The sequence below is a fragment of the Streptomyces sp. NPDC041135 genome, from assembly GCF_055592085.1.
On sequence record NZ_JBVIYZ010000001.1, the window covers coordinates 23,657 to 49,028 of the forward strand.

At 72.9% G+C, this 25,372-nt stretch carries 22 protein-coding genes, 1 tRNA gene and 1 pseudogene; 12 read left to right on the forward strand and 12 right to left on the reverse strand.

Going from position 1 to position 25,372, the window contains the following annotated elements; translation table 11 throughout:
- Positions 1–154: 154 nt before the first annotated feature.
- Positions 155–1,333: an SUKH-4 family immunity protein gene (locus ACZ6CZ_RS00100; RefSeq protein WP_469012165.1), complete on the forward strand. Its 1,179-nt coding sequence runs from the start codon at positions 155–157 to the stop codon at positions 1,331–1,333.
- A 48-nt stretch (positions 1,334–1,381) separates the two neighbouring features.
- On the opposite strand, the gene ACZ6CZ_RS00105 is transcribed toward ACZ6CZ_RS00100, so the two are convergent.
- Together ACZ6CZ_RS00105 and ACZ6CZ_RS00110 are read right to left on the reverse strand one after the other, a co-directional pair.
- The gene (locus ACZ6CZ_RS00105) at positions 1,382–2,050 is read right to left on the reverse strand and encodes a histone deacetylase (protein WP_469012169.1); all 669 of its coding nucleotides are present in this window, start codon (positions 2,048–2,050) and stop codon (positions 1,382–1,384) included.
- A gap of 267 nt (positions 2,051–2,317) precedes the next feature.
- Positions 2,318–2,389, reverse strand: a tRNA-Cys gene (locus ACZ6CZ_RS00110).
- Positions 2,390–2,770: 381 nt separating this feature from the next.
- Here ACZ6CZ_RS00110 and ACZ6CZ_RS00115 point away from each other — a divergent pair.
- The 3 genes from ACZ6CZ_RS00115 to ACZ6CZ_RS00125 all read left to right on the forward strand — a co-directional run bounded on the left by ACZ6CZ_RS00115 (position 2,771) and on the right by ACZ6CZ_RS00125 (position 6,395).
- Positions 2,771–4,561: a DEAD/DEAH box helicase gene (locus tag ACZ6CZ_RS00115; RefSeq protein ID WP_469012174.1), complete on the forward strand. Its 1,791-nt coding sequence runs from the start codon at positions 2,771–2,773 to the stop codon at positions 4,559–4,561.
- Positions 4,562–4,865: 304 nt separating this feature from the next.
- A complete protein-coding gene (locus ACZ6CZ_RS00120; protein ID WP_469012181.1) occupies positions 4,866–5,507 on the forward strand; it encodes an IclR family transcriptional regulator in 642 nt (213 codons plus the stop codon).
- Between the two features lie 96 nt (positions 5,508–5,603).
- Entirely contained in the window at positions 5,604–6,395 is a 792-nt protein-coding gene (locus ACZ6CZ_RS00125) for a S16 family serine protease (RefSeq protein ID WP_469012186.1), read from the forward strand.
- A gap of 47 nt (positions 6,396–6,442) precedes the next feature.
- Here ACZ6CZ_RS00125 and ACZ6CZ_RS00130 read toward each other — a convergent pair whose 3' ends face one another.
- The 5 genes from ACZ6CZ_RS00130 to ACZ6CZ_RS00150 form a co-directional block, all read right to left on the reverse strand.
- Entirely contained in the window at positions 6,443–7,402 is a 960-nt protein-coding gene (locus tag ACZ6CZ_RS00130; RefSeq protein WP_469012190.1) for a glycine betaine ABC transporter substrate-binding protein, read from the reverse strand.
- Entirely contained in the window at positions 7,399–8,349 is a 951-nt protein-coding gene (locus tag ACZ6CZ_RS00135) for an ABC transporter permease (protein ID WP_469012193.1), read from the reverse strand. Before ACZ6CZ_RS00135 ends, ACZ6CZ_RS00130 begins: the two co-directional genes overlap by 4 nt.
- A complete protein-coding gene (locus ACZ6CZ_RS00140; RefSeq protein WP_469012198.1) occupies positions 8,346–9,590 on the reverse strand; it encodes a betaine/proline/choline family ABC transporter ATP-binding protein in 1,245 nt (414 codons plus the stop codon). The genes ACZ6CZ_RS00135 and ACZ6CZ_RS00140 overlap by 4 nt, the downstream gene beginning before the upstream one ends.
- Positions 9,591–9,671: 81 nt before the next feature.
- Positions 9,672–10,319: an ABC transporter permease gene (locus ACZ6CZ_RS00145; protein ID WP_469012204.1), complete on the reverse strand. Its 648-nt coding sequence runs from the start codon at positions 10,317–10,319 to the stop codon at positions 9,672–9,674.
- Positions 10,320–10,349: 30 nt separating this feature from the next.
- Complete coding sequence (locus tag ACZ6CZ_RS00150) at positions 10,350–10,826, reverse strand: Lrp/AsnC family transcriptional regulator (RefSeq protein ID WP_469012209.1); 477 nt, start codon at positions 10,824–10,826, stop codon at positions 10,350–10,352.
- 123 nt (positions 10,827–10,949) lie between these two features.
- On the opposite strand from ACZ6CZ_RS00150, the gene hppD reads away from it, so the two are divergent.
- Positions 10,950–12,104 (forward strand): 4-hydroxyphenylpyruvate dioxygenase, encoded by a 1,155-nt coding sequence (gene hppD, locus ACZ6CZ_RS00155; RefSeq protein WP_469012214.1) that lies wholly within the window; start codon positions 10,950–10,952, stop codon positions 12,102–12,104.
- A 38-nt stretch (positions 12,105–12,142) separates the two neighbouring features.
- Here the strand turns inward: hppD and ACZ6CZ_RS00160 are convergent, their stop codons facing one another.
- Positions 12,143–13,597 carry a tetratricopeptide repeat protein gene (locus ACZ6CZ_RS00160; protein WP_469012216.1) on the reverse strand — a complete coding sequence of 485 codons (1,455 nt, stop codon included), beginning with the start codon at positions 13,595–13,597 and terminating at the stop codon, positions 12,143–12,145.
- A gap of 91 nt (positions 13,598–13,688) precedes the next feature.
- Between ACZ6CZ_RS00160 and ACZ6CZ_RS00165 the strand changes: the two genes are divergently transcribed.
- Entirely contained in the window at positions 13,689–15,095 is a 1,407-nt protein-coding gene (locus ACZ6CZ_RS00165; protein WP_469012218.1) for an FAD-binding oxidoreductase, read from the forward strand.
- 28 nt (positions 15,096–15,123) lie between these two features.
- Here the strand turns inward: ACZ6CZ_RS00165 and ACZ6CZ_RS00170 are convergent.
- Positions 15,124–15,535: pseudogene (locus tag ACZ6CZ_RS00170) on the reverse strand (SsgA family sporulation/cell division regulator).
- 253 nt (positions 15,536–15,788) lie between these two features.
- Here ACZ6CZ_RS00170 and ACZ6CZ_RS00175 point away from each other — a divergent pair.
- Entirely contained in the window at positions 15,789–17,522 is a 1,734-nt protein-coding gene (locus ACZ6CZ_RS00175) for an RDD family protein (protein ID WP_469012221.1), read from the forward strand.
- 129 nt (positions 17,523–17,651) lie between these two features.
- Positions 17,652–18,398: an RDD family protein gene (locus tag ACZ6CZ_RS00180; RefSeq protein ID WP_469012223.1), complete on the forward strand. Its 747-nt coding sequence runs from the start codon at positions 17,652–17,654 to the stop codon at positions 18,396–18,398.
- Positions 18,399–18,414: 16 nt separating this feature from the next.
- Here the strand turns inward: ACZ6CZ_RS00180 and ACZ6CZ_RS00185 are convergent, their stop codons facing one another.
- Entirely contained in the window at positions 18,415–18,732 is a 318-nt protein-coding gene (locus ACZ6CZ_RS00185; protein WP_469012227.1) for a hypothetical protein, read from the reverse strand.
- A gap of 401 nt (positions 18,733–19,133) precedes the next feature.
- Between ACZ6CZ_RS00185 and ACZ6CZ_RS00190 the strand changes: the two genes are divergently transcribed.
- On the forward strand, positions 19,134–21,479 hold the full coding sequence (locus ACZ6CZ_RS00190; protein ID WP_469012229.1) for an immune inhibitor A domain-containing protein: 2,346 nt from the start codon (positions 19,134–19,136) through the stop codon (positions 21,477–21,479).
- A 121-nt stretch (positions 21,480–21,600) separates the two neighbouring features.
- Positions 21,601–21,930 carry a hypothetical protein gene (locus ACZ6CZ_RS00195; protein ID WP_469012234.1) on the forward strand — a complete coding sequence of 110 codons (330 nt, stop codon included), beginning with the start codon at positions 21,601–21,603 and terminating at the stop codon, positions 21,928–21,930.
- A gap of 34 nt (positions 21,931–21,964) precedes the next feature.
- On the opposite strand, the gene ACZ6CZ_RS00200 is transcribed toward ACZ6CZ_RS00195, so the two are convergent.
- Complete coding sequence (locus ACZ6CZ_RS00200) at positions 21,965–22,555, reverse strand: isochorismatase family protein (protein WP_469012237.1); 591 nt, start codon at positions 22,553–22,555, stop codon at positions 21,965–21,967.
- Positions 22,556–22,737: 182 nt separating this feature from the next.
- On the reverse strand, positions 22,738–24,084 hold the full coding sequence (locus tag ACZ6CZ_RS00205) for a nicotinate phosphoribosyltransferase (protein WP_469012240.1): 1,347 nt from the start codon (positions 24,082–24,084) through the stop codon (positions 22,738–22,740).
- 57 nt (positions 24,085–24,141) lie between these two features.
- On the opposite strand from ACZ6CZ_RS00205, the gene clpS reads away from it, so the two are divergent.
- Both clpS and ACZ6CZ_RS00215 read left to right on the forward strand, forming a co-directional pair.
- On the forward strand, positions 24,142–24,459 hold the full coding sequence (gene clpS, locus ACZ6CZ_RS00210; RefSeq protein ID WP_061923862.1) for an ATP-dependent Clp protease adapter ClpS: 318 nt from the start codon (positions 24,142–24,144) through the stop codon (positions 24,457–24,459).
- A 12-nt stretch (positions 24,460–24,471) separates the two neighbouring features.
- The gene (locus ACZ6CZ_RS00215; protein ID WP_469012243.1) at positions 24,472–25,077 is read left to right on the forward strand and encodes a DUF2017 domain-containing protein; all 606 of its coding nucleotides are present in this window, start codon (positions 24,472–24,474) and stop codon (positions 25,075–25,077) included.
- Positions 25,078–25,372 lie beyond the last annotated feature (295 nt).

Genomic DNA, 25,372 nt, shown 5'->3' on the forward strand with positions numbered 1-25,372 from the left:
CGTCCTCCTCGACGGGCGATGTCAGTGGCGCGGCGTACTGTTCCGAGCAGTGGGACAGCGCCGGTCCGAACCCGGCGGACGCGCGCCGGACATGGCCCCTGCCACCACCAGAGCCACCACCACTGTCACTGTCATCGAAGATCGCGGGGGAGCGATGAGCACGACCGACGCCGGTGTCGCGGCGATCACGCTGACCGAGGCCGAGCTGGACCGGTATGTCACGCACGCGCCGACGCGCGGCCTGCTCACCGGCCCCGGTCTGCCCTCCGACAGCGCGTTGCTGACCTTCTCGCCGCTGCGCACGGCCGGCCTGCGCACCGTCGCGGCCGCCGCCGACGGCCCCGGCCGCCTGGCCGAGGAACTGCGGGACCGGCTGGTGATCGGCGAACTGCTCAACCCGGTGGGCACCGACCGGGAGTCGATCCTGCTCGACGGCTCCACGGGAGAGATCACCAGCGCCTACCTCTTCGACCCCTCCGGCGCCCGTCCGCTCGCCCCGTCCCTGCACACCCTGCTGCGCTTCGCCGCGGTCACCGAGGAACTGGCCGGGCTGCGGGGCCGGTTCGCCGCCGTCGCCGGCCGGTACGGCAGCACGGCCGCCACCGAGGCGTCCCGCCGCCTCCTGGCCCTCTTCGAGGAGGGCACGGGTGGCGCGGTCCCGCCCTACTGGAAGGCCGCCGCGCTGATCCGCCCGCTCGCCCTGGCCGCGGGCCCCGGCACGGCCCGCGGACTCACCCTGGACCTGCCCGCCCGCTTGCTGGAGCAGGAGTTCGGTCCCGGCCGCGTCGCCCGCTTCGAGGACGTCGACTTCCCGGCCACGCTCACCCACGAGCCGACCCGCCGCTTCCTGCGCGAGACGGGGCTGCCGCAGCGGGCGGTCCTCTTCCACGCGGACACCGACGGACCGCTGCCCACCCTCACCGAGTACGTCACCGCCGAACGCGCCGACGACCATCCCTCCGACGCCCTCGCCGCCCTCGCGGCCCTCCCCGCGCACGCGGACCACCTGGTACGCCTCGGCCACCTCGCCGGCGACAACAGCCTGGTGGTGGACGGCAGAACGGGCGCGGTCCTCCACTTCAGCGAGACCGAGGCGGCCCTGTACCCGCTCAACACCGACGTCTCGACCCTCGCCTTCACCCTGTGGCTCCTGCACCACGAGCGGAGCATCGACGCCCACCTCGGCCACGAGCTGACCACCCGGGCCTACGACCAGCTGGCCGCGGCGATGATCCACACCCTCGCCGCCCTGGACCCCACGGTCACCGACCCCGGCACCGGCCCGCACTACTGGACAGACCTCTTCCAGGACGAGCCCGGCGGAGTCCTCTGACCTTGCCCGCCCCGACCCGCCCCGACCGCAGGTCACGGCCGTCCGTGATCAGTCGTGGCTGTGCAGCAGACCCGCGACCGCCTCGTGCGACCAGTGGCCCGCTGCGCCCGGGCAGGCCGCGACGTACGAAGCGACTGCTTCCGCGTCCCACGCCCCCGCTGAGAGCAACCCGGCCGCCAAGTAGCGCACGTACGCGGCTGACGGGGGGTTCCACGGAACATCGTGCAACTGCCAGGGGGCGGTGAAGGTCAGCAGCGGTAGCCCGTCCACTTGGCCGGCGCATACCAACGTCTCGTAGCGCCCGTCGCCCAAGGCCGCCGTGCCACGGGTCAAGACCTCGGTGAGGTCGATCCCCTCGCCCGGCTCCCGGTACATCTCCTGAGCCGCGATGTCCGAGAACTGTCCTGCGGTCACCAGGTGTGCCCTGGCGAGAACGCGGCCCGCTGCTGCCGGGTCGTAGAACGCCCTACCGCCACCCCACACGGGCGACTCGGTCGTGAAGTACATGGTGCCGCGCAGCTCCACCGGGATCGAGCGAGCAGGCATCCGCGGGTCTCTGCACCCTTGGTAGACCTTCGCCGTTCCGGGTGGTCGGCCGCCCTGGATGTAGTGACCGAGACGGTCCACATGGACGTTGGAGCCGTAGGACGTGTACCAGACCTGTTCGGGATGGAGGTCGTCCGGCAGCGTCGGGTCGATGCTGTGCAGTGCCTTCACGCGTGGTGGCTCCTGGAAGACGTCTTCACTCGGCGGATACGTCATACCTGATGACATGACGGCTCCCGGAAGGATCGTGATCACTACTCGTAGGAGTCGCGGCAGGTGCACACGGCCGCCACGGCGCTGCGCATCGTCGGGGCCCCCGAGCGTGCCGTCATGCGCCTGATGAGGATGGTCGATGACACGGCCATGCCGGCGCGGCGGTCGAAAGGGCGGCACCCGCTCGGGGTGCCGCCCTTTCTTTTCGACTGGTCAGGCAGTCAGAGGCCGTGGCGGGAATCGAACCCACGTAACTCGCTTTGCAGGCGAGTCCCTGAACCACTCGGGCACACGGCCGGGTCGGGCGCGATCGCTGTCGTGCCGAACTCGATGACATGACCGTAGGGGGCCGGGCCGAGCGGGCTCAAGGGGAACGCCGGGGCCGCAATGCGACTGCCACACGGCGTTCATGAAGCGGCGGGTGCGGCGGGGTGCCCAGCGCGGCCGGAGGGGGGACGGAGGCGCATCCGGTGGGCCCCGGCGCGTCGACTGTGACCTCGGTCCCACCCCCGGTGGAACCGGTGGCGTCCGGGCGCCCGGGCGGGTGGGGCGCCGGTAGGGTGGCCCGGTTGTCATACGTAGCCGAGCCGCCCGAGCCCCGATCCCCCGGAGACCGTGACTACCGCCCGACCGTCGCCCGCCCCCACCTTCGACCGAGGGCCGTCAGCTTCCACCCCCATGACTGCTTCCAGCGCCACTTCCCACCACCTCTCCCCGGCCTTCCCGGGCCGCGCCCCCTGGGGCACCGCCAGCAAGCTGCGCGCCTGGCAGCAGGGCGCGATGGAGCGGTACGTCCAGGAGCAGCCGCGTGACTTCCTGGCGGTCGCCACGCCCGGCGCGGGCAAGACGACCTTCGCGCTGACCCTCGCCTCGTGGCTGCTGCACCACCACGTCGTGCAGCAGATCACCGTGGTGGCGCCCACCGAGCACCTGAAGAAGCAGTGGGCCGAGGCGGCCGCCCGGATAGGGATCAAGCTGGACCCCGAGTACAGCGCGGGCCCGCTCGGCAAGGACTACCAGGGCGTGGCGGTGACGTACGCCGGTGTCGGGGTGCGGCCCATGCTGCACCGCAACCGGGTCGAGCAGCGCAAGACACTGGTCATCCTGGACGAGATCCACCACGCCGGTGACAGCAAGTCGTGGGGCGAGGCGTGCCTGGAGGCGTTCGAGCCGGCCACCCGGCGCCTGGCGCTCACCGGTACGCCGTTCCGGTCCGACACCAACCCGATCCCCTTCGTCACGTACGAGGAGGGCAACGACGGGATCCGGCGGTCCGCCGCCGACTACACGTACGGGTACGGTTCCGCGCTCGCCGACGGCGTCGTCCGGCCGGTCATCTTCCTCTCCTACAGCGGCAACATGCGCTGGCGCACCAAGGCCGGCGACGAGATCGCCGCCCGGCTCGGCGAGCCGATGACCAAGGACGCCGTCAGCCAGGCCTGGCGTACCGCGCTCGACCCGCGCGGCGACTGGATGCCCAGCGTGCTGCGCGCCGCCGACCAGCGGCTGACCGAGGTCAGGAAGGCCATCCCGGACGCGGGCGCCCTCGTCATCGCCTCCGACCAGGAGTCCGCCCGCGCCTACGCCAAGCTGATCCGGGAGATCACCGGCAGCCGGGCCACGCTGGTGCTGTCCGACGACGCGGGCGCCTCCAAGCGGATCGACGAGTTCAGCGCGAGCGACGACCGCTGGATGGTCGCGGTGCGCATGGTGTCCGAGGGCGTCGACGTGCCCCGGCTCGCGGTCGGCGTGTACGCCACCACCATCTCCACCCCCCTGTTCTTCGCGCAGGCCGTCGGCCGTTTCGTCCGCTCCCGGCGGCGCGGCGAGACCGCCTCCGTCTTCCTGCCGACCGTCCCGGACCTGCTCACCTTCGCCAACGAGATGGAGGTGGAGCGCGACCACGCCCTCGACAAGCCGAAGAAGGAGGGCGAGGAGGACCCGTACGCCGAGTCCGAGAAGGAGATGGACGAGGCGAACAAGGAGCAGGACGAGGACACCGGCGAGCAGGAGCAGTTCGCCTTCGAGGCGCTGGAGTCCGAGGCCGTCTTCGACCGGGTGCTCTACGACGGCGCCGAGTTCGGCATGCAGGCCCACCCCGGCAGCGAGGAGGAGCAGGACTACCTCGGCATCCCCGGGCTGCTCGAGCCCGACCAGGTGCAGCTGCTGCTGCAGAAGCGGCAGGCCCGGCAGATCGCGCACAGCCGCAGGAAGCCGGACAGCGAGGCCGACCTGCTCGAGCTGCCCGCCGAGCGGCGTCCGGTGGTCTCCCACAAGGAGATGATGGAGCTGCGCAAACAGCTCAACACGATGGTGAGCGCCTACGTCCACCAGAGCGGCAAGCCGCACGGGGTCATCCACACCGAGCTGCGCCGCGTGTGCGGGGGCCCGCCGAGCGCCGAGGCCACGGCCGGGCAGCTGCGGCAGCGGATCGCCAAGATGCAGGAGTGGGCCACCCGGATGCGGTGACCCGCCCGGCAGCCGCTGGTGAGGCCCTTCCGGCACCGTACTTCTCCGGACAAACAGCCGGACTCCGTACCGGGCACTGCCCGGATTCTGGACGGAGGCTTCCGCTCAGCGAACCGGCTTCGCTACTGTCCCGCTACGCACACGCCCCGTGGCAGCGCCGCCGCGGAGCGCAGCCGTGAAGCGACCGAGCCCGGAGCCGCCGGGCCGTCCTGCCGATCGGCGGCCTCTGACGCGCGTCGCCCACGGGACCGGTGACGCGTCCGCCGCAGTGGCCGCCGGCCTCACCACCTAAGGAGTGGGCGTCGTGACCGCGGAGACCTCGCAGACGCTCGACCGGGGACTGCGCGTCCTCAAACTGCTGGCCGACACCGACCACGGACTGACCGTCACCGAGCTGTCCAGCAAACTGGGCGTCAACCGGACCGTGGTCTACCGGCTGCTCGCCACCCTGGAACAGCACGCGCTCGTACGACGTGACCTGGGCGGGCGTGCCCGGGTCGGGCTGGGCGTGCTGCGGCTGGGGCGGCAGGTGCACCCGCTGGTGCGCGAGGCCGCGCTGCCCGCGCTGCGGTCGCTGGCCGAGGACATCGGGGCCACCGCCCACCTGACGCTGGTGGACGGTACGGAGGCGCTGGCCGTCGCGGTGGTCGAGCCGACCTGGACGGACTACCACGTGGCCTACCGGGCGGGCTTCCGGCATCCGCTGGACCGGGGGGCCGCGGGCCGGGCCATACTGGCGGCGCGGCAGTCGCCGCTGGCCGACCCCGGGTACACGCTGACGCACGGGGAGCTGGAGGCCGGTGCCAGCGGGGCGGCGGCGCCGCTGGTCGGGGTGACGGGCGTGGAGGGCAGTGTGGGCGTGGTGATGCTCGCGGACTCCGTGCCGGAGCGGGTGGGACCGCGGGTGGTGGACGCGGCCCGCGAGGTCGCGGAAGCGCTGCGCTGACCCGGGAGGTCACCGGCTCCCGGCAGGCCCCGCCGCGGCGGTGGCCGCGGACGGGCGGGCGGTGGCCGCGCGGACGTGCCGCGTTAGATTGACTCCGTGCTCTCTCGTCTCACGCGCCTCCAGGCCGTCGCCGTCTGCGCTGTGCCCGTCGTGGCCCTGATCGCCACGGCCGTGTCGGTGCCCCTGCCGTTCTCGGTGGCCCAGCCGGGGATGACGGCGAACGTGCTCGGGGAGAACAAGGACACGCCGGTGATCACCATCTCCGGCGCGCCGACCCGCGGGACGAGCGGGCAGCTGCGGATGACGACCATCGAGGCGACCGCGCCGGACACGCACGTCTCGCTCGGGGACGTGATCGGCAACTGGTTCCGCACCGACCGGGCCGTCATGCCCCGCGACTCCGTCTACCCGGGCGGCGGCGACATCAAGGAGATCGAGCAGCACAACGCCGAGCAGATGCGGCAGTCCCAGGACGCCGCCAGCCAGGCCGCGCTCACCTACCTGGGCCTGAGCGACCGCAAGGTCAAGGTCACGCTGAAGCTCGCCGACGTCGGCGGCCCCAGCGCCGGGCTGCTGTTCACGCTGGGCATCATCGACAAGCTGGACGGCGACGGCAGCGGCGGCGACCTCACCGGCGGCCGGACCGTCGCCGGGACCGGGACCATCACCGCCGACGGGTCGGTGGGCGCGGTCGGCGGGGTGGCCCTGAAGACGCAGGCGGCCCGCCGGGACGGGGCGACCGTGTTCCTGGTGCCGAAGGCCGAGTGCGCCGCCGCCAAGCCGGACCTGCCGAAGGGCCTGCGGCTGGTGCCGGTGACCACGCTGAAGGGCGCGGTGAACGCCCTGACCGCCCTGAGCGCCGGGAAGCACTCCGTACCGTCCTGCTGAGACGCAGCGCTGGGCTGAGACGCAGCGCTGGGCTGAGACGTACTGCGCTACTTCACGAACCCCTGCTGCTTCATCCAGTCCAGCGCCACCTGGTGCGGGTCCTCGCCGTCCACGTCCACCCTGGCGTTCAGCGTCTGCGCCACCGTGTTGTCCAGCCTGCGGGTGACCGGGTCGAGGACGGCGGCGATGGCCGGCCACTTCTTCAGGGCCTCGCTGTTGATCACGGGGGCCACGTTGTAGTTGGGGAAGAACTTCTTGTCGTCCTCCATCACCACCAGGTTCATCGACCTGATCCGCCCGTCCGTGGTGAAGACCTCGCCGTAGGTGCAGCTGCCCTTGGCGACCTGGGTGTAGATGATGCCGGTGTCCATCTGCGTGATGTTCCTCGCCGGCAGGCTCATGCCGTACGCCTTCTCCATGCCCGGCAGCCCGTCGGCCCGGTTGGCGAACTCGCTCTCCACGCACAGCGTCACCGCACCGGGGTCCTTCTTCGCCAGCGCGGCCACGTCGGACAGCGTCCGCGTCCCGTACCTGCGGAAATTGGCCTGGTTCAGGGCGAGGGCGTAGGTGTTGTTCAGCCGTGCGGCCGGCAGCCAGGTCAGCCCGTTGCCCAGGTCGGCCCGGCGCACCGCCTCCCACTGCGCGTGCGGGTCGCTGATCGGGTCGCTGTGGCCGAGGTACGTGATCCACGCGGTGCCCGTGTACTCGTACAGCGCGTCCACGTCCCCGCTCCTGACCGCCTCCCGCGTCCCGATGGAGCCCTGGATGCCGGTCCGGTCCAGCACGTCCGCGCCCGCCGCCTGGAAGGCGATGCCCATCATCGCGCCGAGGATCAGCTGCTCGGTGAAGGACTTGGAGCTGACGGTGAGGTGCGCGCCCCGCAGCGGCTCGCCCGCGCCGATGGAGCCGGGCCGCACGTCGTCCACCATGGGTGAACCGCTGGTCAGCCCGCAGCCGGCCGGTACGACCAGCAGCGCGGCCAGCAGCGCCCGGACGCGGTGCCTCATGTGCCCGCCTCCAGCCCCCGCGGCCGCAGCAGCACCTCCGCCAGCGAGGCCAGCCAGTCGACCAGCAGCGCGAGGGCGATGGTGAGGACGGCACCCAGCACCAGCACCGGCATGCGCTGGTTGGTGATGCCCGCGGTGATCAGCACGCCCAGGCCGCCGCCTCCGCCGAAGGTCGCCAGGGTCGCCGTACCGACGTTGAGGACCAGGGCCGTACGGATGCCGGCCAGGATCAGCGGGACGGCGAGGGGGAGTTCGACCCGGGCGAGCACGCCGAGCGGGGACATGCCGATGCCGCGGGCGGCCTCCAGCAGCGCCGGGTCGTTGGCCTTCAGTCCGGCGATGGTGTTGGCCAGCACCGGCAGCACGGCGTAGACGACGATGCCGATGAGGGCGGCCTTCGTACCGGTGCCGAGCCAGATCACCAGCAGGGCGAGGAGGCCGATCGCGGGGGTCGCCTGGCCCATGTTGGCGACCGTCATCGCCAGCGGGGCGGCCTTCCGGAACGCCCGGCGGGTCAGCAGGATGCCCAGCGGGATCGCGATGATCAGCACGAAGAAGGTGGAGATCGCCGTCAGCCGCACCTGCTGCCACAGCGCCTTGCCGACCTGGCCGCCCGACAGCGCGTTCGCGGAGACCGGATCCAGGTCCGCCTGCGCGAACCACAGCCAGGTCGCCAGCAGCAGCGCCACCAGGAGGGCGGGCAGGACGGTCAGCCGCTGCCAGGTGAGCCGCCGCGCGTGCGGACGCCGGCGGGGCGGGGCCGCCCGTACGGCGCCGTCGTCACCGGGGAGACCGGCTTCGCCGGACGGACCGGCTCCGTCGGCGGAGGCGTCGTCGGCGAAACCGGTTCCGGCGGGGCCGGTTCCGTCCGGGCCGCTCCCGCCGGGGCCGGTTCCTTCGGAGCCGGGCTCCTCCGCGGGGTGGCGGGACAGCGGGGGAGTGTTCATGCCTTCGGCTCCGCTCCGTGGCCCTCCTGGTCGAAGTGGGTCTGCTGGACGCGGGCCTCCTCCAGTTCGTGCTGGGCCTCCATGGCCTCCAGCCGGTCGGCCTCCAGCAGTTCGTGCACGGAGTTCATCAGCGTCTCCATGTCGACGACACCGATGTACTCCCCGCGCCGCCCGGTCACCGCGACCCGCCCGGCGTTGTCGGTGAGCACCGCCTCCAGCGCGTCCCGCAGCGTCGCGTCCCGGGTCACCGTGTCGCTCACCAGGGTGCCGGCGCGGGCCAGCGAGCCCCTGGCCCGCATCAGGTCACCGCGCCGCAGCCACTTGTAGGGGCGGCCGCGCCGGTCCAGCATCAGGAGTTCGCTGGCGCCGCCGCCGCGCAGCCGGTTGAAGATCTGCTGGAGCGGCGTCTCCACGGTCACGGTCGGGTAGTCGGTGATCTCCACGTCCCGCACCCGGCTCAGGTTCAGCCGCTTCAGGGCCGCCCCGGCGCCGACGAAGCCGGAGACGAAGTCGTCCGCCGGGTTGGTGAGGATGGCCTCCGGGGTGTCGAACTGGGCGATGTGCGAGCGCTCTCGCAGGACCGCGATCCGGTCGCCCAGCTTGATCGCCTCGTCGAAGTCGTGGGTGACGAAGACGATCGTCTTGCGCAGTTCGCGCTGGAGCCGGATCAGCTCGTCCTGGAGGTGGTCGCGGGTGATCGGGTCGACCGCGCCGAACGGCTCGTCCATCAGCAGCACCGGCGGATCGGCGGCCAGCGCCCGCGCCACGCCGACGCGCTGCTGCTGGCCGCCGGAGAGCCCGCGCGGGTAGCGGCCGTGGAACTCGCCCGGGTCCAGGCCGACGAGGTCCAGCATCTCCGTCACCCGGTCGCGGACGCGGGAGGCGGACCAGCCGAGCATCTTCGGCACCAGGGCGATGTTCTGGGCCACCGTCATGTGCGGGAAGAGACCGGAGGACTGGATGGCGTACCCGACCTTCCGGCGCAGCTTCACCGGGTCCATGTCGGTGACGTCCTCGCCGCCGATGCGAATGCGGCCGCCGGTCGGTTCGATCAGCCGGTTGATCATCTTCAGGGTGGTGGACTTCCCGCAGCCGGACGGTCCGACGAAGATCACCGTCTCGCCCGCCCGGATCTCCAGGCTGACGTTGTCGACGGCGGGCTGCGGGTTGCCCGGGTACCGCTTGGTCAGGTTCTCCAGCTCGATCGCCGCCCCCGCGACCGACGCCCCGCCCCCGGACACTCCGCCACCGGACGCCCCGCTCCCGGACCTCCCGTTCCCCGGCGCCCCGTTCACGGACGCCCCGCCCCGGGCCCGGAAGGCTCACGCACGGATCCCCCTGGGAATGGTCAGCCGCCCGAGCAGGACGTACGCGGCGTCGAACAGCAGGGCCAGGACGATGATCCCGAGCGTGCCCGCCAGCACCTGGTTCAGGGCGTTCCTGCTGCCCAGCGAGCCGAGGCCGCGGAAGATCTCGTTGCCCAGGCCGGGTCCGGAGGCGTAGGCGGCGATGGCGGCGATGCCCATCAGCATCTGGGTGGCGATCCGGATGCCGGTCAGGATCGGCGGCCAGGCCAGCGGCAGCTCGACCCGCAGCAGCCGGGCGGGCCGGGACATGCCGATGCCCCGGGCCGCGTCCACCAGGGCCGGGTCCACGCCGCGCAGGCCCACGATCGCGTTGCGCACCACCGGCAGCAGCCCGTACAGCGTCAGCGCGATCACGGTCGGCGCCACGCCCAGGCCCACCACCGGGATCAGCAGACCGATCATGGCCAGCGAGGGCACCGTGAGGATGGTGGAGGTGGTGAGGGTGGCGAGGTTGCCCGCCCACTGGCTGCGGTAGGTGAGCACACCGATCAGCACGCCCAGGGCGGTCGCCACGACCGTGCACTGGAAGACCGCACTGGCGTGCTGGTAGGCGTCCGTGAGCAGCTGCTGGTGGCGGCTGCCCAGGTAGGCCCAGAAGGTCACGCGTCCTCACCGCCTCCCGAACGACAGGCCCTAGCTCCGCGCGTCCTCGGCCGCCTGCTCCACCAGCGGGATGATCCGCAGCGGAACGGGGTTCTCCATCACGATCGCGGTGGCGGCCCGCACGATGCCATCAAAACCGACGACCCGGTCGATCACCCGCTGGAGATCGGCGTTCGAGCGGGCCACCAGCCGGCACAGCATGTCCCCGCGGCCGGTGGTGGTGTGCAGCTCCAGCACCTCCGGGACGGTCGCCAAGTGCGCCCGGACGTCGGCCCCTTGGCCCTGCCGGATCTCCAGCGTGGCGAACGCGGTCACCGGGTAGCCGAGGGCGGCCGGGTCGACCTGCGGACCGAATCCGCGGATGACGCCGTTCGACTGAAGCCGGTCCAGCCGCGCCTGCACCGTCCCCCGCGCCACCCCCAGCCGCCGGGACATCTCCAGCACCCCGATGCGCGGCTCCCGTGCCAGCAGCAGGATGATCCGCCCGTCCAGATGATCGATCGCCACGCCCGCCTCCCGAGTGGTCATCCTGTACGCAGAAGTCCGCCCGACCGGCCGTTTGGATGGGCACGTTGTCCAGCGGATGCGCAAACTATTGCGCACCTTGCAGGGCGGGGCCACCCTCTGGCTATGGCCGTGACTTCTTCGCACACAGACCGCACCCCCGACACCGCCCGGCAGGCCGATCCCTTCCCGGTCAAGGGAATGGACGCGGTCGTCTTCGCCGTGGGCAACGCCAAGCAGGCGGCGCACTACTACTCCACCGCCTTCGGCATGCGGCTCGTCGCCTACTCCGGACCGGAGAACGGCAGCCGCGAGACCGCCTCGTACGTCCTGGAGAACGGCTCCGCCCGCTTCGTGTTCACCTCGGTGATCAAGCCCGCCACCGAGTGGGGCCACTTCCTCGCCGGGCACGTGGCCGAGCACGGCGACGGCGTGATCGACCTCGCCATCGAGGTCCCGGACGCCCGTCGCGCCCACGCCTACGCCGTCGAGCACGGCGCCCGCTCGGTGGCCGAGCCGTACGAGGTGAAGGACGAGCACGGCACGGTGGTCCTCGCCGCGATCGCCACCTACGGCACGACCCGCCACACCCTCGTCGACCGCTCCGGCTACGACGGGCCCTACCTGCCCGGCTTCGTCGCCGCGCGGCCGATCGTGGAACCGCCCGCCCGGCGCACCTTCCAGGCCGTCGACCACTGCGTGGGCAACGTCGAACTCGGCCGGATGAACGAGTGGGTGCGGTTCTACAACACGGTCATGGGTTTCACGAACATGAAGGAGTTCGTGGGCGACGACATCGCCACCGAGTACAGCGCGCTGATGTCGAAGGTGGTCGCGGACGGCACCCTCAAGGTCAAGTTCCCGATCAACGAGCCCGCCGTCGCCAAGAAGAAGTCCCAGATCGACGAGTACCTGGAGTTCTACGGCGGCGCCGGCGTCCAGCACATCGCGCTCGCCACCAACGACATCGTGCAGACGGTACGGACGATGCGGGCGGCCGGGGTGCAGTTCCTCGACACCCCGGACTCCTACTACGACACCCTCGGCGAGTGGGTCGGCGACACCCGCGTCCCGGTCGACACCCTGCGCGAGCTGAAGATCCTCGCCGACCGCGACGAGGACGGCTACCTGCTGCAGATCTTCACCAAGCCGGTCCAGGACCGCCCCACGGTGTTCTTCGAACTCATCGAGCGGCACGGCTCCATGGGCTTCGGCAAGGGCAACTTCAAGGCCCTGTTCGAGGCCATCGAGCGCGAGCAGGACAGGCGCGGCAACCTGTAGCCCGACCGGGCGCGGCCCTGGCCCGGCCGGCGCGGCGGCTACGGCTCGGGCAGCAGCTCCTCCGGGGGCTCCTCGGACGGCTCGCCCAGGCTGTCCAGCGCCGCCCGGGCCATGGGGGCGCGCAGGGGGCAGAAGTACGGGTTGATCCGCAGGGCGTCCTGGAGATGGCGGCGGGCCGGCCCGTACAGCTCCAGGTCGCCCTCGATCATGCCCCGGTGGAAGGCGTACAGCGCGCTGCGCACCCCGCCGCCCTTGGTCTTGTCCGTCGCGGTCGAGGCGAAGGTGAGGGCCTCCGCGTCGTCTCCGGCGCGGTGCAGCGCCCAGCCCAGCGCGTCGGCCACCTCGATGCCGGGCTGGCGCTCCCACTCCGCCCGCAGCCGCCGCACCGCGTCCTGCGCGTCGCCGTGGTCGGCCTCGTACTGCCCGATCAGCAGCTCCTCGTCGACCCCGGCCGCCGTCGCCTCCGCCACCCGGCCCGTCATCAGGCGGTACTGCTCCTCGGCCTGCCGCCGCATGCCCAGCGACTCGTACAGCTCGCCCAGCTCCAGCAGGTCCTGCGCCCTGGGCTGCCGGGCCACGGCCCGCTGGTAGGCGGTCAGCGCCCGGGCGGTGCGGCCCAGGGCGGCCAGCGCCCGCCCCTGCCCGGCCGCCGCGGCCGCCAGGCCGGGGTCGAGGCGCGCGGCGGCCTCGAAGTGGCGCAGCGCGTCCTCCCGGTCACCGCGCTCCCAGGCCAGCTGCCCCACCCCGGCCAGGTAACCGGCCTGTTCGGCGGGGGAGCCGGCGGCCGCCGCGGCGTCGGTGAGCTGCGCCGTCGCGTCCTCGCGCCAGCCCCGGTCGCGGTAGACGGCCGCGGCCCGCGCCATCACCGCAGGCCGCGCGGCGCCACCGGCGTGCAGTCCCATCAGCGTGTCCAGCGTCCGCCGGGCCGCCTGGTAGTCGCCGAGCCCGGTGTAGGCGTCGATCAGCGGCGGGTACGCCGCCCACCGCTTCGGCGCGAGCTTCAGCGCCTCCTCGCCCCAGCGCTTGGCGGCGGGGAAGTCCCGGCGCGCGTTCGCCAGCGCGGTCAGCCCGTCCAGCGCCTCGGTGGTGCGGCCCCGCACCGCCAGCGAGGTCCGCAGCGCCCGTTCGGCCTTCGGGAAGCTGACCGCGTCGGCGGTGCGCCGCCCCCGCTCGACGTAGGCGGTGCCCAGCACGGCCCAGGCGTGCGCGTCCCGCGGCCGCGCGTGCACCAGGCTCTCCTGCCGCGCGATCAGCGCCGTCAGGCCGGGCGGCGCCGCCGGCCTGCCCGCGGCCGGCGCCCGGTGCTGCGGTCCGGCCGCCGGCGGGGGAGCGGCGGCGGGCGGCGCGGGCGGCAGCAGCGCCAGCGCCCCGCCCGCCGCGGCGCCGCCCGCCACCGCCACCACCAGCGCGCGCCGCAGCCACCGGGGGCGGCGGTGCCGGTGCGGGAGCGGGGGCGGCAGGGACGTACCCGGTCCGGAGTGTCGGTTCGCCATGGCGTTCACTGTGCCCAGTACGACTACCTCACCCCGGCAGCCGAAGGCCGGGGCCGCCGGGGTTCACACCGATGGCCCCCGGTGCGACGCTGTGATCATGAGCCGTATCGACGCCGCAGCCGACGCTGTCCCGGGCACCCTCACCGACCGGCTTCTGGCGGGTCTGCCGTCGGGGGCCGTCCTCACCGATCCCGACGTCACCGCCTCCTACGCCGGCGACATGGCGAGCTTCTGCCCGGCCGGCGTACCGGCCGTGGTCGTGCTGCCGCGCACGGTCGAAGAGGTGCAGCACGTCATGCGCACCGCCACCGAGCTGCGCGTCCCGGTCGTCCCGCAGGGCGCCCGCACCGGCCTGTCCGGCGGCGCCAACGCCACCGACGGCTGCATCGTGCTGTCCCTGACCCGGATGGACCGCATCCTGGAGATCAACCCGGTCGACCGGGTCGCCGTCGTCGAACCGGGTGTCGTCAACGCCGTCCTGTCCCGCGCGGTCGGCGAGCACGGCCTGGCGTACCCGCCGGACCCCTCCAGCTGGGAGACGTGCACCATCGGCGGCAACATCGGCACCGCCTCGGGCGGCCTGTGCTGCGTGAAGTACGGGGTCACGGCCGAGTACGTCCTCGGTCTGGACGTCGTCCTCGCCGACGGCCGCCTGCTGACCACCGGGCGGCGCACCGCCAAGGGCGTCGCCGGCTACGACCTCACCCGCCTCTTCGTCGGCTCCGAGGGCTCGCTCGGGGTCGTCGTGCGGGCCGTGCTCGCCCTGCGGCCCAAGCCGCCGCGGCAGCTGGTGCTGGCCGCCGAGTTCGGCTCGGCGACCGCCGCCTGCGACGCCGTGTGCCGGATCATGGCGGGCGGTCACGTCCCCTCCCTCCTCGAACTGATGGACCGTACGACGGTCAAGGCGGTCAACGACCTGGCCCGGATGGGCCTGCCGGAGAGCACCGGGGCGCTGCTGCTGGCCGCCTTCGACACGCCCGACCCGGCGGCCGACCTCGCCGCCGTCGGCGCGCTGTGCGAGGAGGCCGGTGCCACCCAGGTGGTCCCGGCCGCGGACGCCGCCGAGTCCGAGCTGCTGCTCCAGGCGCGGCGGCTGGCCCTGACCGCGCTGGAGGCGGTCAAGGGCACCACGATGATCGACGACGTGTGCGTGCCCCGCTCCCGGCTCGGCGAGATGCTGGAGGGCGTCGAGCGGATCGCCGCACGTCACCGGCTCACCATCGGCGTCTGCGCCCACGCGGGCGACGGCAACACGCACCCCACCGTCTGCTTCGACGCCGGGGACCCGGAGGAGTCGCGGCGCGCCCGGCAGTCCTTCGACGAGATCATGGCCCTCGGTCTGGAACTGGGCGGCACCATCACCGGCGAGCACGGGGTGGGCGTGCTGAAGAAGGAGTGGCTGGCACGGGAGATCGGCCCCGTGGGCCTGGAGATGCAGCGGGCCGTCAAGCAGGTCTTCGACCCGCTGGGCATCCTCAACCCCGGCAAGCTGTTCTGACCCCCCGGCCGGCCCCCGCGGCCGGGCGTCACCGGGCGAGCAGCTGCTCCAGCGCGTCGTCGACCGAGCCGGGGGCCCTCGGTCCCCGGGGGCACCACCCGCAGCGTCCGCTCCAGCCAGGCCGAGACCGGGGCGGCGGGCGCCTGAAGCAGGGCGTCGCCGTCGGATGAGCTGAGCGCCAGCAGGACGACGGCGCGTCCCTCGGCCCGGCTCGGCCAGACCCGCACGTCCCCCTGCCCGCACGGCCGGAACACCCCCTCCACCGGCAGGGTGCGGGCGAAGGTCCAGCCGACGGGGTGGTCGGTGTCGGTGTGGAAGGCGATGTGGACGGCGTAGGGGTCGCCGGTCCGGAAGCTGAGCCGGGCCGGGACCGGGATGCCGCGCTCGGGCGACAGGATGAGCCGCAGCTCCAGTTCGCGTTCCACCACGGTGTGCCGCATGCGCGGGTGTCCTCTCTCGAGCGGGTGTACGGGCGCCCGGAGCGGGCCCGTACGGGTGGAGACGGGGCGGGGCCGCCGGCATTACGCGGGTCGGCGGAAATTCCTTCCCCCGCCCGGTACACCCTCCGGAGGAGCGGCCGCGGGGAGTTGCCCGGAAAGGGGCGGGTCCCGCCGGACTGGCGGTGGGCGTTGCGCGGGTCTGATAGATGTGGAGCCCCCCAGACGACCCCCGAGCAGATACGGGACGACGGACATGAGCGCCCCAACCCCGGCCCCAGGTGACGACAGGCCCCGCGAGGGCTACTACCCGGACCCGTCCATCCCCGGATACGTCCGGTACTGGAACGGTGCCGCATGGGTGCCGGGCACCAGCCGGCCGGCGCCGCGGGACGGCGAGTCGCTCGCCCCGCCCGCCGGTGCGGGCCCGGCCGCTCCCGCCGTCGAGGAGACGGGCCCGCACTTCTTCGACGAGGACCCGCAGCAGCCGCAGCCGCAGCAGGCGCCCGCGTGGGGCGCGGACCGGGCGCGGCAGTCCGGCTTCGGCGGCGACCAGGACCGCCGCGTCGCCTGGGGGGCCGACCCCAGGGTCCCCGCGGAGCACCCGGACCGGGTGGCGCCGCCCGAGCGGCCCGACGGCGGGCCGGCCCCGGCCGGGGGCGACGACCTCGACCCGGGCGGAACGTTCGTCTTCCGCAGGCCGGCCACGGGCCCGGCGGCGGCCCCCGGCGGCCCGGGCGGCTCCGGCGGGCCCGCGGACCCGGGCACGATGACCTTCCGCCCGGTCCCGCCGCACGGCGGGCAGCAGGGCCAGGTGCCCGGAGCCCGGACCGGCGGCGCCCGGCCCGCGTCCCCGGGCACGCCAGGTCTGCCCGCACAGGGCCCGGTCGGCGGTCCCGGCGCTGGTACGGCGCACCTGAGCGGCCAGGGCGGCCAGAGCAACCAGGGCGCCGCCGCTGCCGGGAGCTTCGGCCCTCCCGGGCCGGGCGCGCAGGCTCCCGGCCCGCACGCCCCCGGCGTACCGGCCGCCGGCCCGTACGGGCCCGGCCCGCAGGGGCAGCTCGGTGCGCAGGGTCCCGTCGGCGCGCCGTCCGGTGGTGCGGCGGGGTTCGGCGCGCCGGGCTCCGGTCCGGCCGGGCCCGCGCACGGGCCGCAGGGCGCGGGGTTCGGCCCGGCGGGCCAGGGCGGCCCCGCCGCCCCGTCGGGGCCCGGCTTCGCCCCGGGGAAGGCAGCCGCGCAGCCGGCGCCGGGCGGCGCCCAGGGCCAGGTACCGGCGCAGGCGGGGCCCACGGTGTCCCCGCCGGAGCGGGCGGCCGGTGGCGCGGCGCCGTCCGTGCCGCAGCAGGCGAACCCGCCCGCGACCCCGGTGACCAGCGGGCCCGGCGGCGGCCAGGCCTCGTGGGCGCAGCAGGTGCACCAGCTGGCCGGAGGGGGTGACGAGCAGCCCGTCGTGCCCTGGAAGCCGCCGGTGGAGGACGTGTTCCAGGCGGCCGCCCGGCGGCAGTCGGCGGCCCGTCCCGCCGGGCTCGGCAAGCGGTTCGCGGCCCGGCTGATCGACAGCCTGGTGCTCGGCGCGGTGACCGCGGTGGCGGCCGTACCGCTCGGCACCAGGGCGGCCGAGCACGTCCAGGACAAGATCGACGCGGCCCGGCTGTCGGGCACCACCGTCACGGTGTGGCTGCTGGACGGCACCACCGGCGCCTGCCTGGGCATCGTCCTCGGCGTCCTGCTCGTCGCGGGCGTCCTGTACGAGGTGCTGCCCACCGCGAAGTGGGGCCGCACGCTGGGCAAGCGGGTGTGCGGCATCGAGGTGCGGGACATCGAGGCGCACGAGCCCCCGGGCTTCGGGCTCGCGCTGCGCCGCTGGCTGGTCTACAGCGTGCCCGGTCTGCTCGGCATCGGGATCGTCGGTGTCGCCTGGTGCCTGTTCGACCGGCCGTGGCACCAGTGCTGGCACGACAAGGCGGCCCACACCTTCGTGGCGGGCTGACCGCCCGGCTCCCCGCCGCGCCGGGCCCGTCCCCGTGGGCCGTACCCCCGTACCCCGTACCCCGCACCGCCGTAGCCCGTACGGACCGTGCCGGATGCGGCGGCGGGGGGATCGGGGTCCACTCGGGCCATGAGCAGCGAACCGCCTCCCGGTTCCGGACCGGAGCCGCCGGAAGACGACCCGTTCAGGAAGCAGCCCCCGACCGGCCCGCGGCCGGGCTCGCCGTACGACTCCCCGTACGGCGACCGGGAGGGCCCGCCCGGCGGCCAGCCCTCGCCCCCCGGCCCGGGCGGCCAGTCCCCCTACGGGAGCGGCGGGCAGTCCCCCTACGGGGGCGGCGGGCAGCCGCCGTACGGCGGAGGCGGGCAGTCCCCCTACGGCGGTGACCCCTACGGGGGCGGCGGCCCGGGCGGTGACCCGCTCGCCGGGATGCCTCCGCTGGCCGACAGCGGCAAGCGCACCCTCGCCCGCATCATCGACATGATCCTGGTGGGCATCGTGGTCTGGCTGCTGACCTGGGCGTTCGGGGTGCGCGAGTACCAGATGAACGGTGACCGGATGGAGGTCGGCAAGTCCTTCACGCAGTCGCTGATCGCCGCCGTGCTCTACGTCGCCTACGACACGTTCCTCATCGCCAGGACCGGGCAGACCCTCGGCAAGAAGTGGCTGAAGATGCGCGTGGCCGACCTGGGCGACGGCTCGACGCCCTCGGCGCGGACCGCGCTGGTGCGCTCGCTGGTGCTGTGGCTGCCGTTCGCCTTCTGCTGCGCCTGCATCTGGACGGCCGTCGCGGGCGGCTGGAGCTTCTTCGACAAGCCGTACAAGCAGGGCCTGCACGACAAGGCCGCCAAGACGGTGGTGGTCAGCACCACCTGACCCGCCGGCGCGTCCGTCAGGGCGCCGGCTCCCGCACGGGCTCGGCCGAGGCGGCCACGGGCTCGCGCTGCACGGGCACCCGCCGCCGGGCCGCCGCCGGGGCGGGAGCCGGGGCGTGGGCCGGCGCCGGGGCCGTCGGCAGGGAGCCGGTGGCGGCGCGTGGTCCGGGCAGGGGCACGGTCATGGCGACCAGCAGCCCCAGGGCCAGCGCGGCGAGGGCGATGACCGTGATGCCGACGCCCGAACTCGTCTGTGACAGCAGCAGCATGGCGAGCGTCGAGAAGATCACGGTGCACGAACCGTAAGCGAGCTGTGCGGCGGTCGGACGAGGCATGGCAATCGTGTCCTCGGAAGATTGGGGGTGAGACGGGATGCCGGCCTGGGTTTCCACCGGCCTCCGGGCGTGCCACTCTTCGACTCTATTCGCGTGCATGCCCGAGTGGAACGCCCGGTAAGCGTGACCTAACCCACGGTACCGGTGCACAGGGGGCGCACGGAGTCATGGCGTCCACCAAGTGGACCGGCTCACGCGCCTGTTGAGCGGTGCTCCAGGTGTTCGTAAAGCGGACGTCGGCTCCGCATAATGCAATTGACCTGTTCAAGTCAAGGTCTGTCTTTTCTGCTGAACCTCTAGTCAAATGTCGTCACTTGACTACACGCGTTGATCGCGCGCGGACCTTTCATGGCCAGAGACCCTCCTTCCGTGCGCGCGGACGTGTCAGGGGAGGACAGCAAGTGACCAGCAGATCCTGGACATTCAGAGCCGCCGCCATCGGCGTGACGCTCGCGGCGGCCTCGGCCGGTTTCGCCACCTTCGCGGTGGCGGAGGCGGGCGCCCCGGCGGCCACCGTGCACCGGCACGACCCGCAGCCGGTGCGGCAGCACGAGCACAACCTCGACGGACCGCTGAGCAAGACGCAGGAATCCCAGCGCGAGGAAGCCCTCAAGCAGGTCATATCCGGCAAAGCTCAGGTGAAGGACCGCAACGGGTCCCAGGTCGTCCAGCTCAAGAGCAAGAAGGGCGACAGCAAGTACGTCGAGCTGGGCCGGGAGAAGACCGACAAGATCTTCACCATCCTGGTCCAGTTCGGCAAGCAGACGGACCCGAAGTTCGGCGGCACCCCCGGTCCGCTGCACAACACCATCGCCGCGCCGGACCGCAAGAAGGACAACAGCACGGCCTGGCAGAAGGACTACAACCAAAAGCACTTCCAGGACCTGTACTTCGGCACCGGCAAGAAGACCGAGTCGCTGAAGAAGTACTACGAGAAGCAGTCCTCGGGCCGCTACTCGGTCGCCGGCGAGGTCTCGGACTGGGTCACGGTCCCCTACAACGAGGCGCGTTACGGCAACAACGCCTGCGGCTCCACCAACTGCCCCAGCGTGTGGAACGTCGTCAGCGACGGCCTCAACGCGTGGGTCGCCCAGCAGAAGGCGGCCGGCAAGTCCGACGCCGCCATCAAGGCGGACCTGGCCAAGTACGACCAGTGGGACCGCTACGACTACGACGGCGACGGCAACTTCAACGAGCCCGACGGCTACGTCGACCACTTCCAGATCGTGCACGCCGGTGAGGACGAGTCCGCGGGCGGCGGCGTCCAGGGCGAGGACGCCATCTGGGCGCACCGCTGGTACGCCTTCGGCACCGACGCCGGCGCCACCGGCCCGGCCGGCAACAAGCTCGGCGGCGCGCCCGTCGGCAACACCGGTGTCTGGGTCGGCGACTACACCATCCAGCCGGAGAACGGCGGCCTCGGCGTCTACGCCCACGAGTACGGGCACGACCTCGGCCTGCCGGACGAGTACGACACCGCGGGCGGCGAGAACTCCACCGGGTTCTGGACGCTGATGTCCTCCGGTTCCTGGCTGGGCACCGGCAAGCAGTCCATCGGTGACCTGCCCGGCGACATGAACGCCTGGGACAAGCTCCAGCTGGGCTGGCTGAACTACGACACCGCCAAGGCGGGTACGCAGTCCACCCACCGGCTGGGCCTGGCCGAGTACAACACCTGGGACAAGCAGGGCCTCGTGGTCAGCCTGCCGCAGAAGGCGGTCACCACCACGATCGTCACCCCGGCCCAGGGCGCGACCCAGTGGTGGAGCGGCAGCGGCAACGACCTGAAGAACACGCTGACCCGTTCCGTCGACCTCACCGGCAAGTCCTCGGCGACCCTGACGCTGGACGGGTGGTGGGCGGCCGAGGCCAACTACGACTACGTCTACACCGAGGTCTCCACGGACAACGGCGCCAACTGGAAGCCGCTCGACGGCACCGCCGACGGCCAGGCCATCCCGCGGGACGGCAGTGACGCGCCCGCGCTGACCGGCTTCTCGGACACCTACAAGAAGCTGGCGTTCCCGCTCGACGCCTACGCCGGCCAGAAGATCCAGCTGCGCTTCCGCTACGCCACCGACAGCGGCGTCGCGGAGAACGGCTTCACGGCCGACGAGATCACCGTCACCGCGGACGGCGCGGCCCTGTTCTCGGACGACGCGGAGAGCGCGGACAGCGCCTGGACCGCCAACGGCTTCTCCCGCATCGGCGCCTCCTTCACCAAGGACTACGCGCAGTACTACATCGCGGAGAACCGCCAGTACGCGTCGTACGACAAGACCCTGAAGACGGGCCCGTACAACTTCGGCTTCTCGACGACCCGTCCGGACTGGGTGGAGCACTACCCGTACCAGAACGGCCTGTTGATCTGGAAGTGGGACACCTCCCAGGCGGACAACAACACCGGCACGCACGCCGGCACCGGTCTGATCCTGCCGATCGACTCGCACCCGGCGCCGCTGAAGTGGACCGACGGCACGCTGATGCGCAACCGCATCCAGGCCTACGACTCCCCGTTCAGCCTGTACGCCTCGGACGGCATCACCCTGCACAAGGCGGACGTCGCGACCAAGATCAAGGGCCACAAGGGTGTGTCGGTCTTCAACGACCACCTGAGCAGCTACTACACCTCGGCCAACCCGGCCGCGGGCGTCAAGGTCACTGACACCAACACCAAGATCAAGATCGTCAAGGAGGCCAAGGACGGCTCGACGATCTCCCTGAAGGTTGGCCCTGCGGTGAAGTAGTCCGCATTCCCGCAGGTCACAGACGTATCGGCGGCGACCCCCTGGCGGGTCGCCGCCGATCGTGTTTAGGTGCGTCCTGTGGACCGCTTATTGACACCGACCGGAACGGGGATGTGACCGCATGGCCGCAGGAGGCTTCTGCAAGCTGCCGAACGGCACCGTGGTGGTGGCGCTGGACCTGCCCGGCCAGGCCGCCGACGGCTCGCTGGGCGTGCGGGTCCTCGTCCACGCCCAGAACCGCTCCCGCGCCCTGACCCGGCTGCGCAACCTGGGGATGCGGGCGGTCTACCTGCGGGGCAACGCGGCGCCGCCGACCCCGGACGAGGTCACGGCCGTACTGCACCACCCCGACGGGCTGATATGGCGCACGGCCCCCTTCGACGCCCTCGGCCGCCCCGAGCTGTGGCGCCCGATCCGCTCCCTGCTGCGCCGCCCGCCGGCCCCGGCGTAGCCCGCGCGGGCGCCGGCCACCCGCGCCCCGCGGGTCAGCCGCCGACGACCGGCTTGCCGGTCAGTTCCACGCCCGCCTCGCGCAGCTCCCGCAGCGCCCGCTCGGTCGTCGCGGCGGCGACCCCGGCGGTCAGCTCCAGCAGCACCTGCGTGCGGAAGCCCTCGCGCCGCGCGTCCAGCGCGGTCGCGCGCACGCAGTGGTCGGTGGCGATGCCGACGACGTCCACCTCGTCGATCTGCCGGGCGCGCAGCCAGTCGGCGAGCGCCACGCCGTTCTCGTCGGTGCCCTCGAAGCCGCTGTAGGCGGCCGAGTAGGCGCCCTTGTCGAAGACCGCGTCCACGGCGCCGGAGGCGACGGCCGGGGCGAAGTTCGGGTGGAAGCCGACGCCCTCGGTGCCCGCGACGCAGTGCGCGGGCCAGGAGCGGACGTAGTCGGGGTTGTCGGCGAAGTGTCCGCCGGGCGCGATGTGGTGGTCGCGGGTGGCGATCACGTGCCGGTACCCGGCGGGGGCCTGCCCGATCAGTTCGGTGATCGCGGCGGCCACGTCGGCACCCCCGGCCACCGCGAGGCTGCCTCCCTCGCAGAAGTCGTTCTGCACGTCTACGACGATCAAGGCGCGGCGCATGGTCGGTGTCCTTCGACTGGGGCTGAAGTAATTGAGCCTAGAGACTTCCGCGGCGGTGCGGGAGGGGGCGTTCACGGGGGCGCGCGACCGGCGCTCGCAGGAACCGGCGCGCCACGGCGCCCGGACCGCTCCCCGCGCGCCCCGGACGCCCGGGTCTGTGCGGGTGTCCGGGTACCCCGATGTCAGCCCGCGGCGGGCGCGTGCACGTACTCGGTGGGGATGACCGGCTCGCCGCGGGAGAGCTGGGTCGCCGACAGCGGCAGGTTGCCGCGGGCGGCCAGGTGGCGCTCGCGGGGCACGTCGAGCGGCTCGCGGGCGACCACCTCGCCGCCCTTGACCAGCTCGGCCAGCAGCTCCCGGCCGGCCAGCGCGGACGGCACCGGGCCGGTGCCCACGACCTCGGCCTCGGCGACGCCGTCCGCGTCCAGCCGGCGCGCCGCCCACTTGCGGCCGCCGACGGAGGTCTTGCCGCCGGTGGACTTCTTCGCCACCGCCACCAGCGGCGCCGCGGGATCGGCGGACTCGGCGCGGGCGACGAGCTTGTAGACCATGGCCGCGGTCGGGTGCCCGGAGCCGGTCACCAGCTGGGTGCCGACGCCGTACGCGTCCACGGGCGCCGCCGCCAGCGAGGCGATGGCGTACTCGTCCAGGTCGGAGGTGACGATGATCTTCGTGCCGGTCGCGCCCAGCTCGTCCAGCTGCTGGCGCACCCGGTGCGCGACGAGCAGCAGGTCGCCGGAGTCGATGCGCACGGCGCCCAGCTCGGGCCCGGCCACCTCGACGGCCGCCCGGACGGCCTCGGTGACGTCGTAGGTGTCCACCAGCAGCGTGGTGCCCCGGCCGAGGGAGTCCACCTGGGCGCGGAAGGCGTCCCGCTCGTGGTCGTGCAGCAGGGTGAAGGCGTGCGCGGAGGTGCCCACCGTGGGGATGCCGTAGCGGAAGCCGGCCGCGAGGTCGGAGGTGGTGGTGAAGCCGCCGACGTACGCGGCGCGGGCGGCGGCGACCGCGGCCAGCTCGTGGGTGCGGCGGGCGCCCATCTCGATCAGCGGCCGGCCCCCGGCGGCGGACGCCATCCGCGAGGCGGCGGCCGCGATGGCCGAGTCGTGGTTGAGGATCGACAGGATGACGGTCTCCAGCAGCACGCACTCGGCGAAGGAGCCCTCCACCCGCAGGATCGGCGAGCCGGGGAAGTACACCTCGCCCTCGGGGTAGCCCCAGATGTCACCGCTGAAGCGGTAGTCCGCGAGCCACCGCAGGGTCGCCTCGTCGACGATCCGCTGCTCGCGCAGGAAGCCGAGGACGCCGTCGTCGAAGCGGAAGTTCTCCACCGCGTCCAGGACGCGTCCGGTGCCCGCCACCACGCCGTAGCGGCGCCCCTCCGGCAGCCGCCGGGTGAAGACTTCGAACACGCTCCGCCGCTCGGCCGTGCCCGCCCGCAGGGCGGCCTGCAGCATGGTCAGCTCGTACTGGTCCGTGAAAAGCGCCGTCGAGGGAACGTCCACCGGCAGCCCAAGGTCCGCTGTGTTCATGGGAGGCGATGCTACCCCCATTTCGTCAGTGTGACGAATAAAGGCGCCCGTGGCAGCATGGGCGGTGTGACGTCACCCGCGCCCGTAGAGATCGAACGCACCGAGTCGGCGGAGGAGGTCTTCGCCGTACCCGAACCCGACGTCCCCTGGGTCACGATCGTCCACAACGACCCGGTCAACCTCATGAGCTACGTGACGTACGTCTTCCAGACGTACTTCGGCTATTCCAAGGACAAGGCCACCAAGCTCATGCTCGACGTCCACCACAAGGGCCGGGCGGTCGTCTCCAGCGGCAGCCGCGAGGAGATGGAACGCGACGTGCAGGCGATGCACGGCTACGGTCTGTGGGCCACCCTCCAGCAGGACCGGAAGTAGCGAACCTCCTCCATGCCCGGAACCTTCGAACCGCTCCCCGGCGGCGGCGCGGCCGTCGCGCTCGACGACGTCGAGATCTCCATCATCCGGTCGCTGGCGGTCCAGCTCCTGGAACTCATCGGACCCGGCCCCGCCGCCGACACCCCCGCCGACCCGCTCGCGGAGCTGTTCGCCGAGGGCCCCAGCGAGCCGCCCGCCGACCCGGTGCTGCGCCGGCTGTTCCCGGACGCCTACACCGACCCCGAGAACGAACCCGGCTCGCCCCGCCAGGCGCAGGAGCGGCAGGAGTACTCCTCCGAGTTCCGCCGCTACACCGAGAACGACCTGCGCGCGGGGAAGCGGGAGAACGCCCTGGCGGTGATCCGCTCCCTGGACGCGCTGGCCTCCGGGGGCGACGGCGGGGCGGTGCTGAAGCTGTCGCCGGACCAGTCCCGGGCCTGGCTGGGCTCGCTCAACGACCTGCGCCTGGCCATCGGCGCCCGGCTGGAGATCAGCGACGAGGACGACACCGACCTGCTCTACCGCCTCCCCGACGACGACCCGCGCAAGCCCATGGTGATGGCCTACCTGTGGCTGGGCGGGCTCCAGGAGACCCTCGTCACGACCCTTATGCCGTAGACCGTCCGCCTTTGCGCGTCCGCTCAGAGGACACTCAAATCCGGATAACGATCCCGTCACCGTTGCGGCCTGTTTTGCTCCATGCGGGTGTCCTTTGTCCGCTTTTCCCTGTGCGCTGCCTCACAGTGCACATCTGTGATCAGTGTTGCGGCCGTGATAAATCTTCACGACCGCCCGGCGAACACCACCCATGTTCGGCCGGGTGCGCCACCGAGCCGGCAACCGCCGGCCAGGCAGGGGCGGGCCCGCGAAGCCCGCCCGGCTCCATCAATCCGGGGGGATCGAACCCGATCCG

What these genes read in the sequence shown, in the direction of transcription:
- ACZ6CZ_RS00100 (WP_469012165.1), top strand. Translation starts at nt 155, where the DNA reads ATGAGCACGACCGACGCCGGTGTCGCGGCGATCACGCTGACCGAGGCC.
- ACZ6CZ_RS00115 (WP_469012174.1), top strand. Translation starts at nt 2,771, where the DNA reads ATGACTGCTTCCAGCGCCACTTCCCACCACCTCTCCCCGGCCTTCCCG.
- ACZ6CZ_RS00130 (WP_469012190.1), bottom strand. Translation starts at nt 7,402, where the DNA reads ATGAGGCACCGCGTCCGGGCGCTGCTGGCCGCGCTGCTGGTCGTACCG.
- ACZ6CZ_RS00135 (WP_469012193.1), bottom strand. Translation starts at nt 8,349, where the DNA reads ATGAACACTCCCCCGCTGTCCCGCCACCCCGCGGAGGAGCCCGGCTCC.
- hppD (WP_469012214.1), top strand. Translation starts at nt 10,950, where the DNA reads ATGGCCGTGACTTCTTCGCACACAGACCGCACCCCCGACACCGCCCGG.
- ACZ6CZ_RS00160 (WP_469012216.1), bottom strand. Translation starts at nt 13,597, where the DNA reads ATGGCGAACCGACACTCCGGACCGGGTACGTCCCTGCCGCCCCCGCTC.
- ACZ6CZ_RS00175 (WP_469012221.1), top strand. Translation starts at nt 15,789, where the DNA reads ATGAGCGCCCCAACCCCGGCCCCAGGTGACGACAGGCCCCGCGAGGGC.
- ACZ6CZ_RS00180 (WP_469012223.1), top strand. Translation starts at nt 17,652, where the DNA reads ATGAGCAGCGAACCGCCTCCCGGTTCCGGACCGGAGCCGCCGGAAGAC.
- ACZ6CZ_RS00185 (WP_469012227.1), bottom strand. Translation starts at nt 18,732, where the DNA reads ATGCCTCGTCCGACCGCCGCACAGCTCGCTTACGGTTCGTGCACCGTG.
- ACZ6CZ_RS00195 (WP_469012234.1), top strand. Translation starts at nt 21,601, where the DNA reads ATGGCCGCAGGAGGCTTCTGCAAGCTGCCGAACGGCACCGTGGTGGTG.
- ACZ6CZ_RS00200 (WP_469012237.1), bottom strand. Translation starts at nt 22,555, where the DNA reads ATGCGCCGCGCCTTGATCGTCGTAGACGTGCAGAACGACTTCTGCGAG.
- ACZ6CZ_RS00205 (WP_469012240.1), bottom strand. Translation starts at nt 24,084, where the DNA reads ATGAACACAGCGGACCTTGGGCTGCCGGTGGACGTTCCCTCGACGGCG.
- clpS (WP_061923862.1), top strand. Translation starts at nt 24,142, where the DNA reads ATGGGCGGTGTGACGTCACCCGCGCCCGTAGAGATCGAACGCACCGAG.
- ACZ6CZ_RS00215 (WP_469012243.1), top strand. Translation starts at nt 24,472, where the DNA reads ATGCCCGGAACCTTCGAACCGCTCCCCGGCGGCGGCGCGGCCGTCGCG.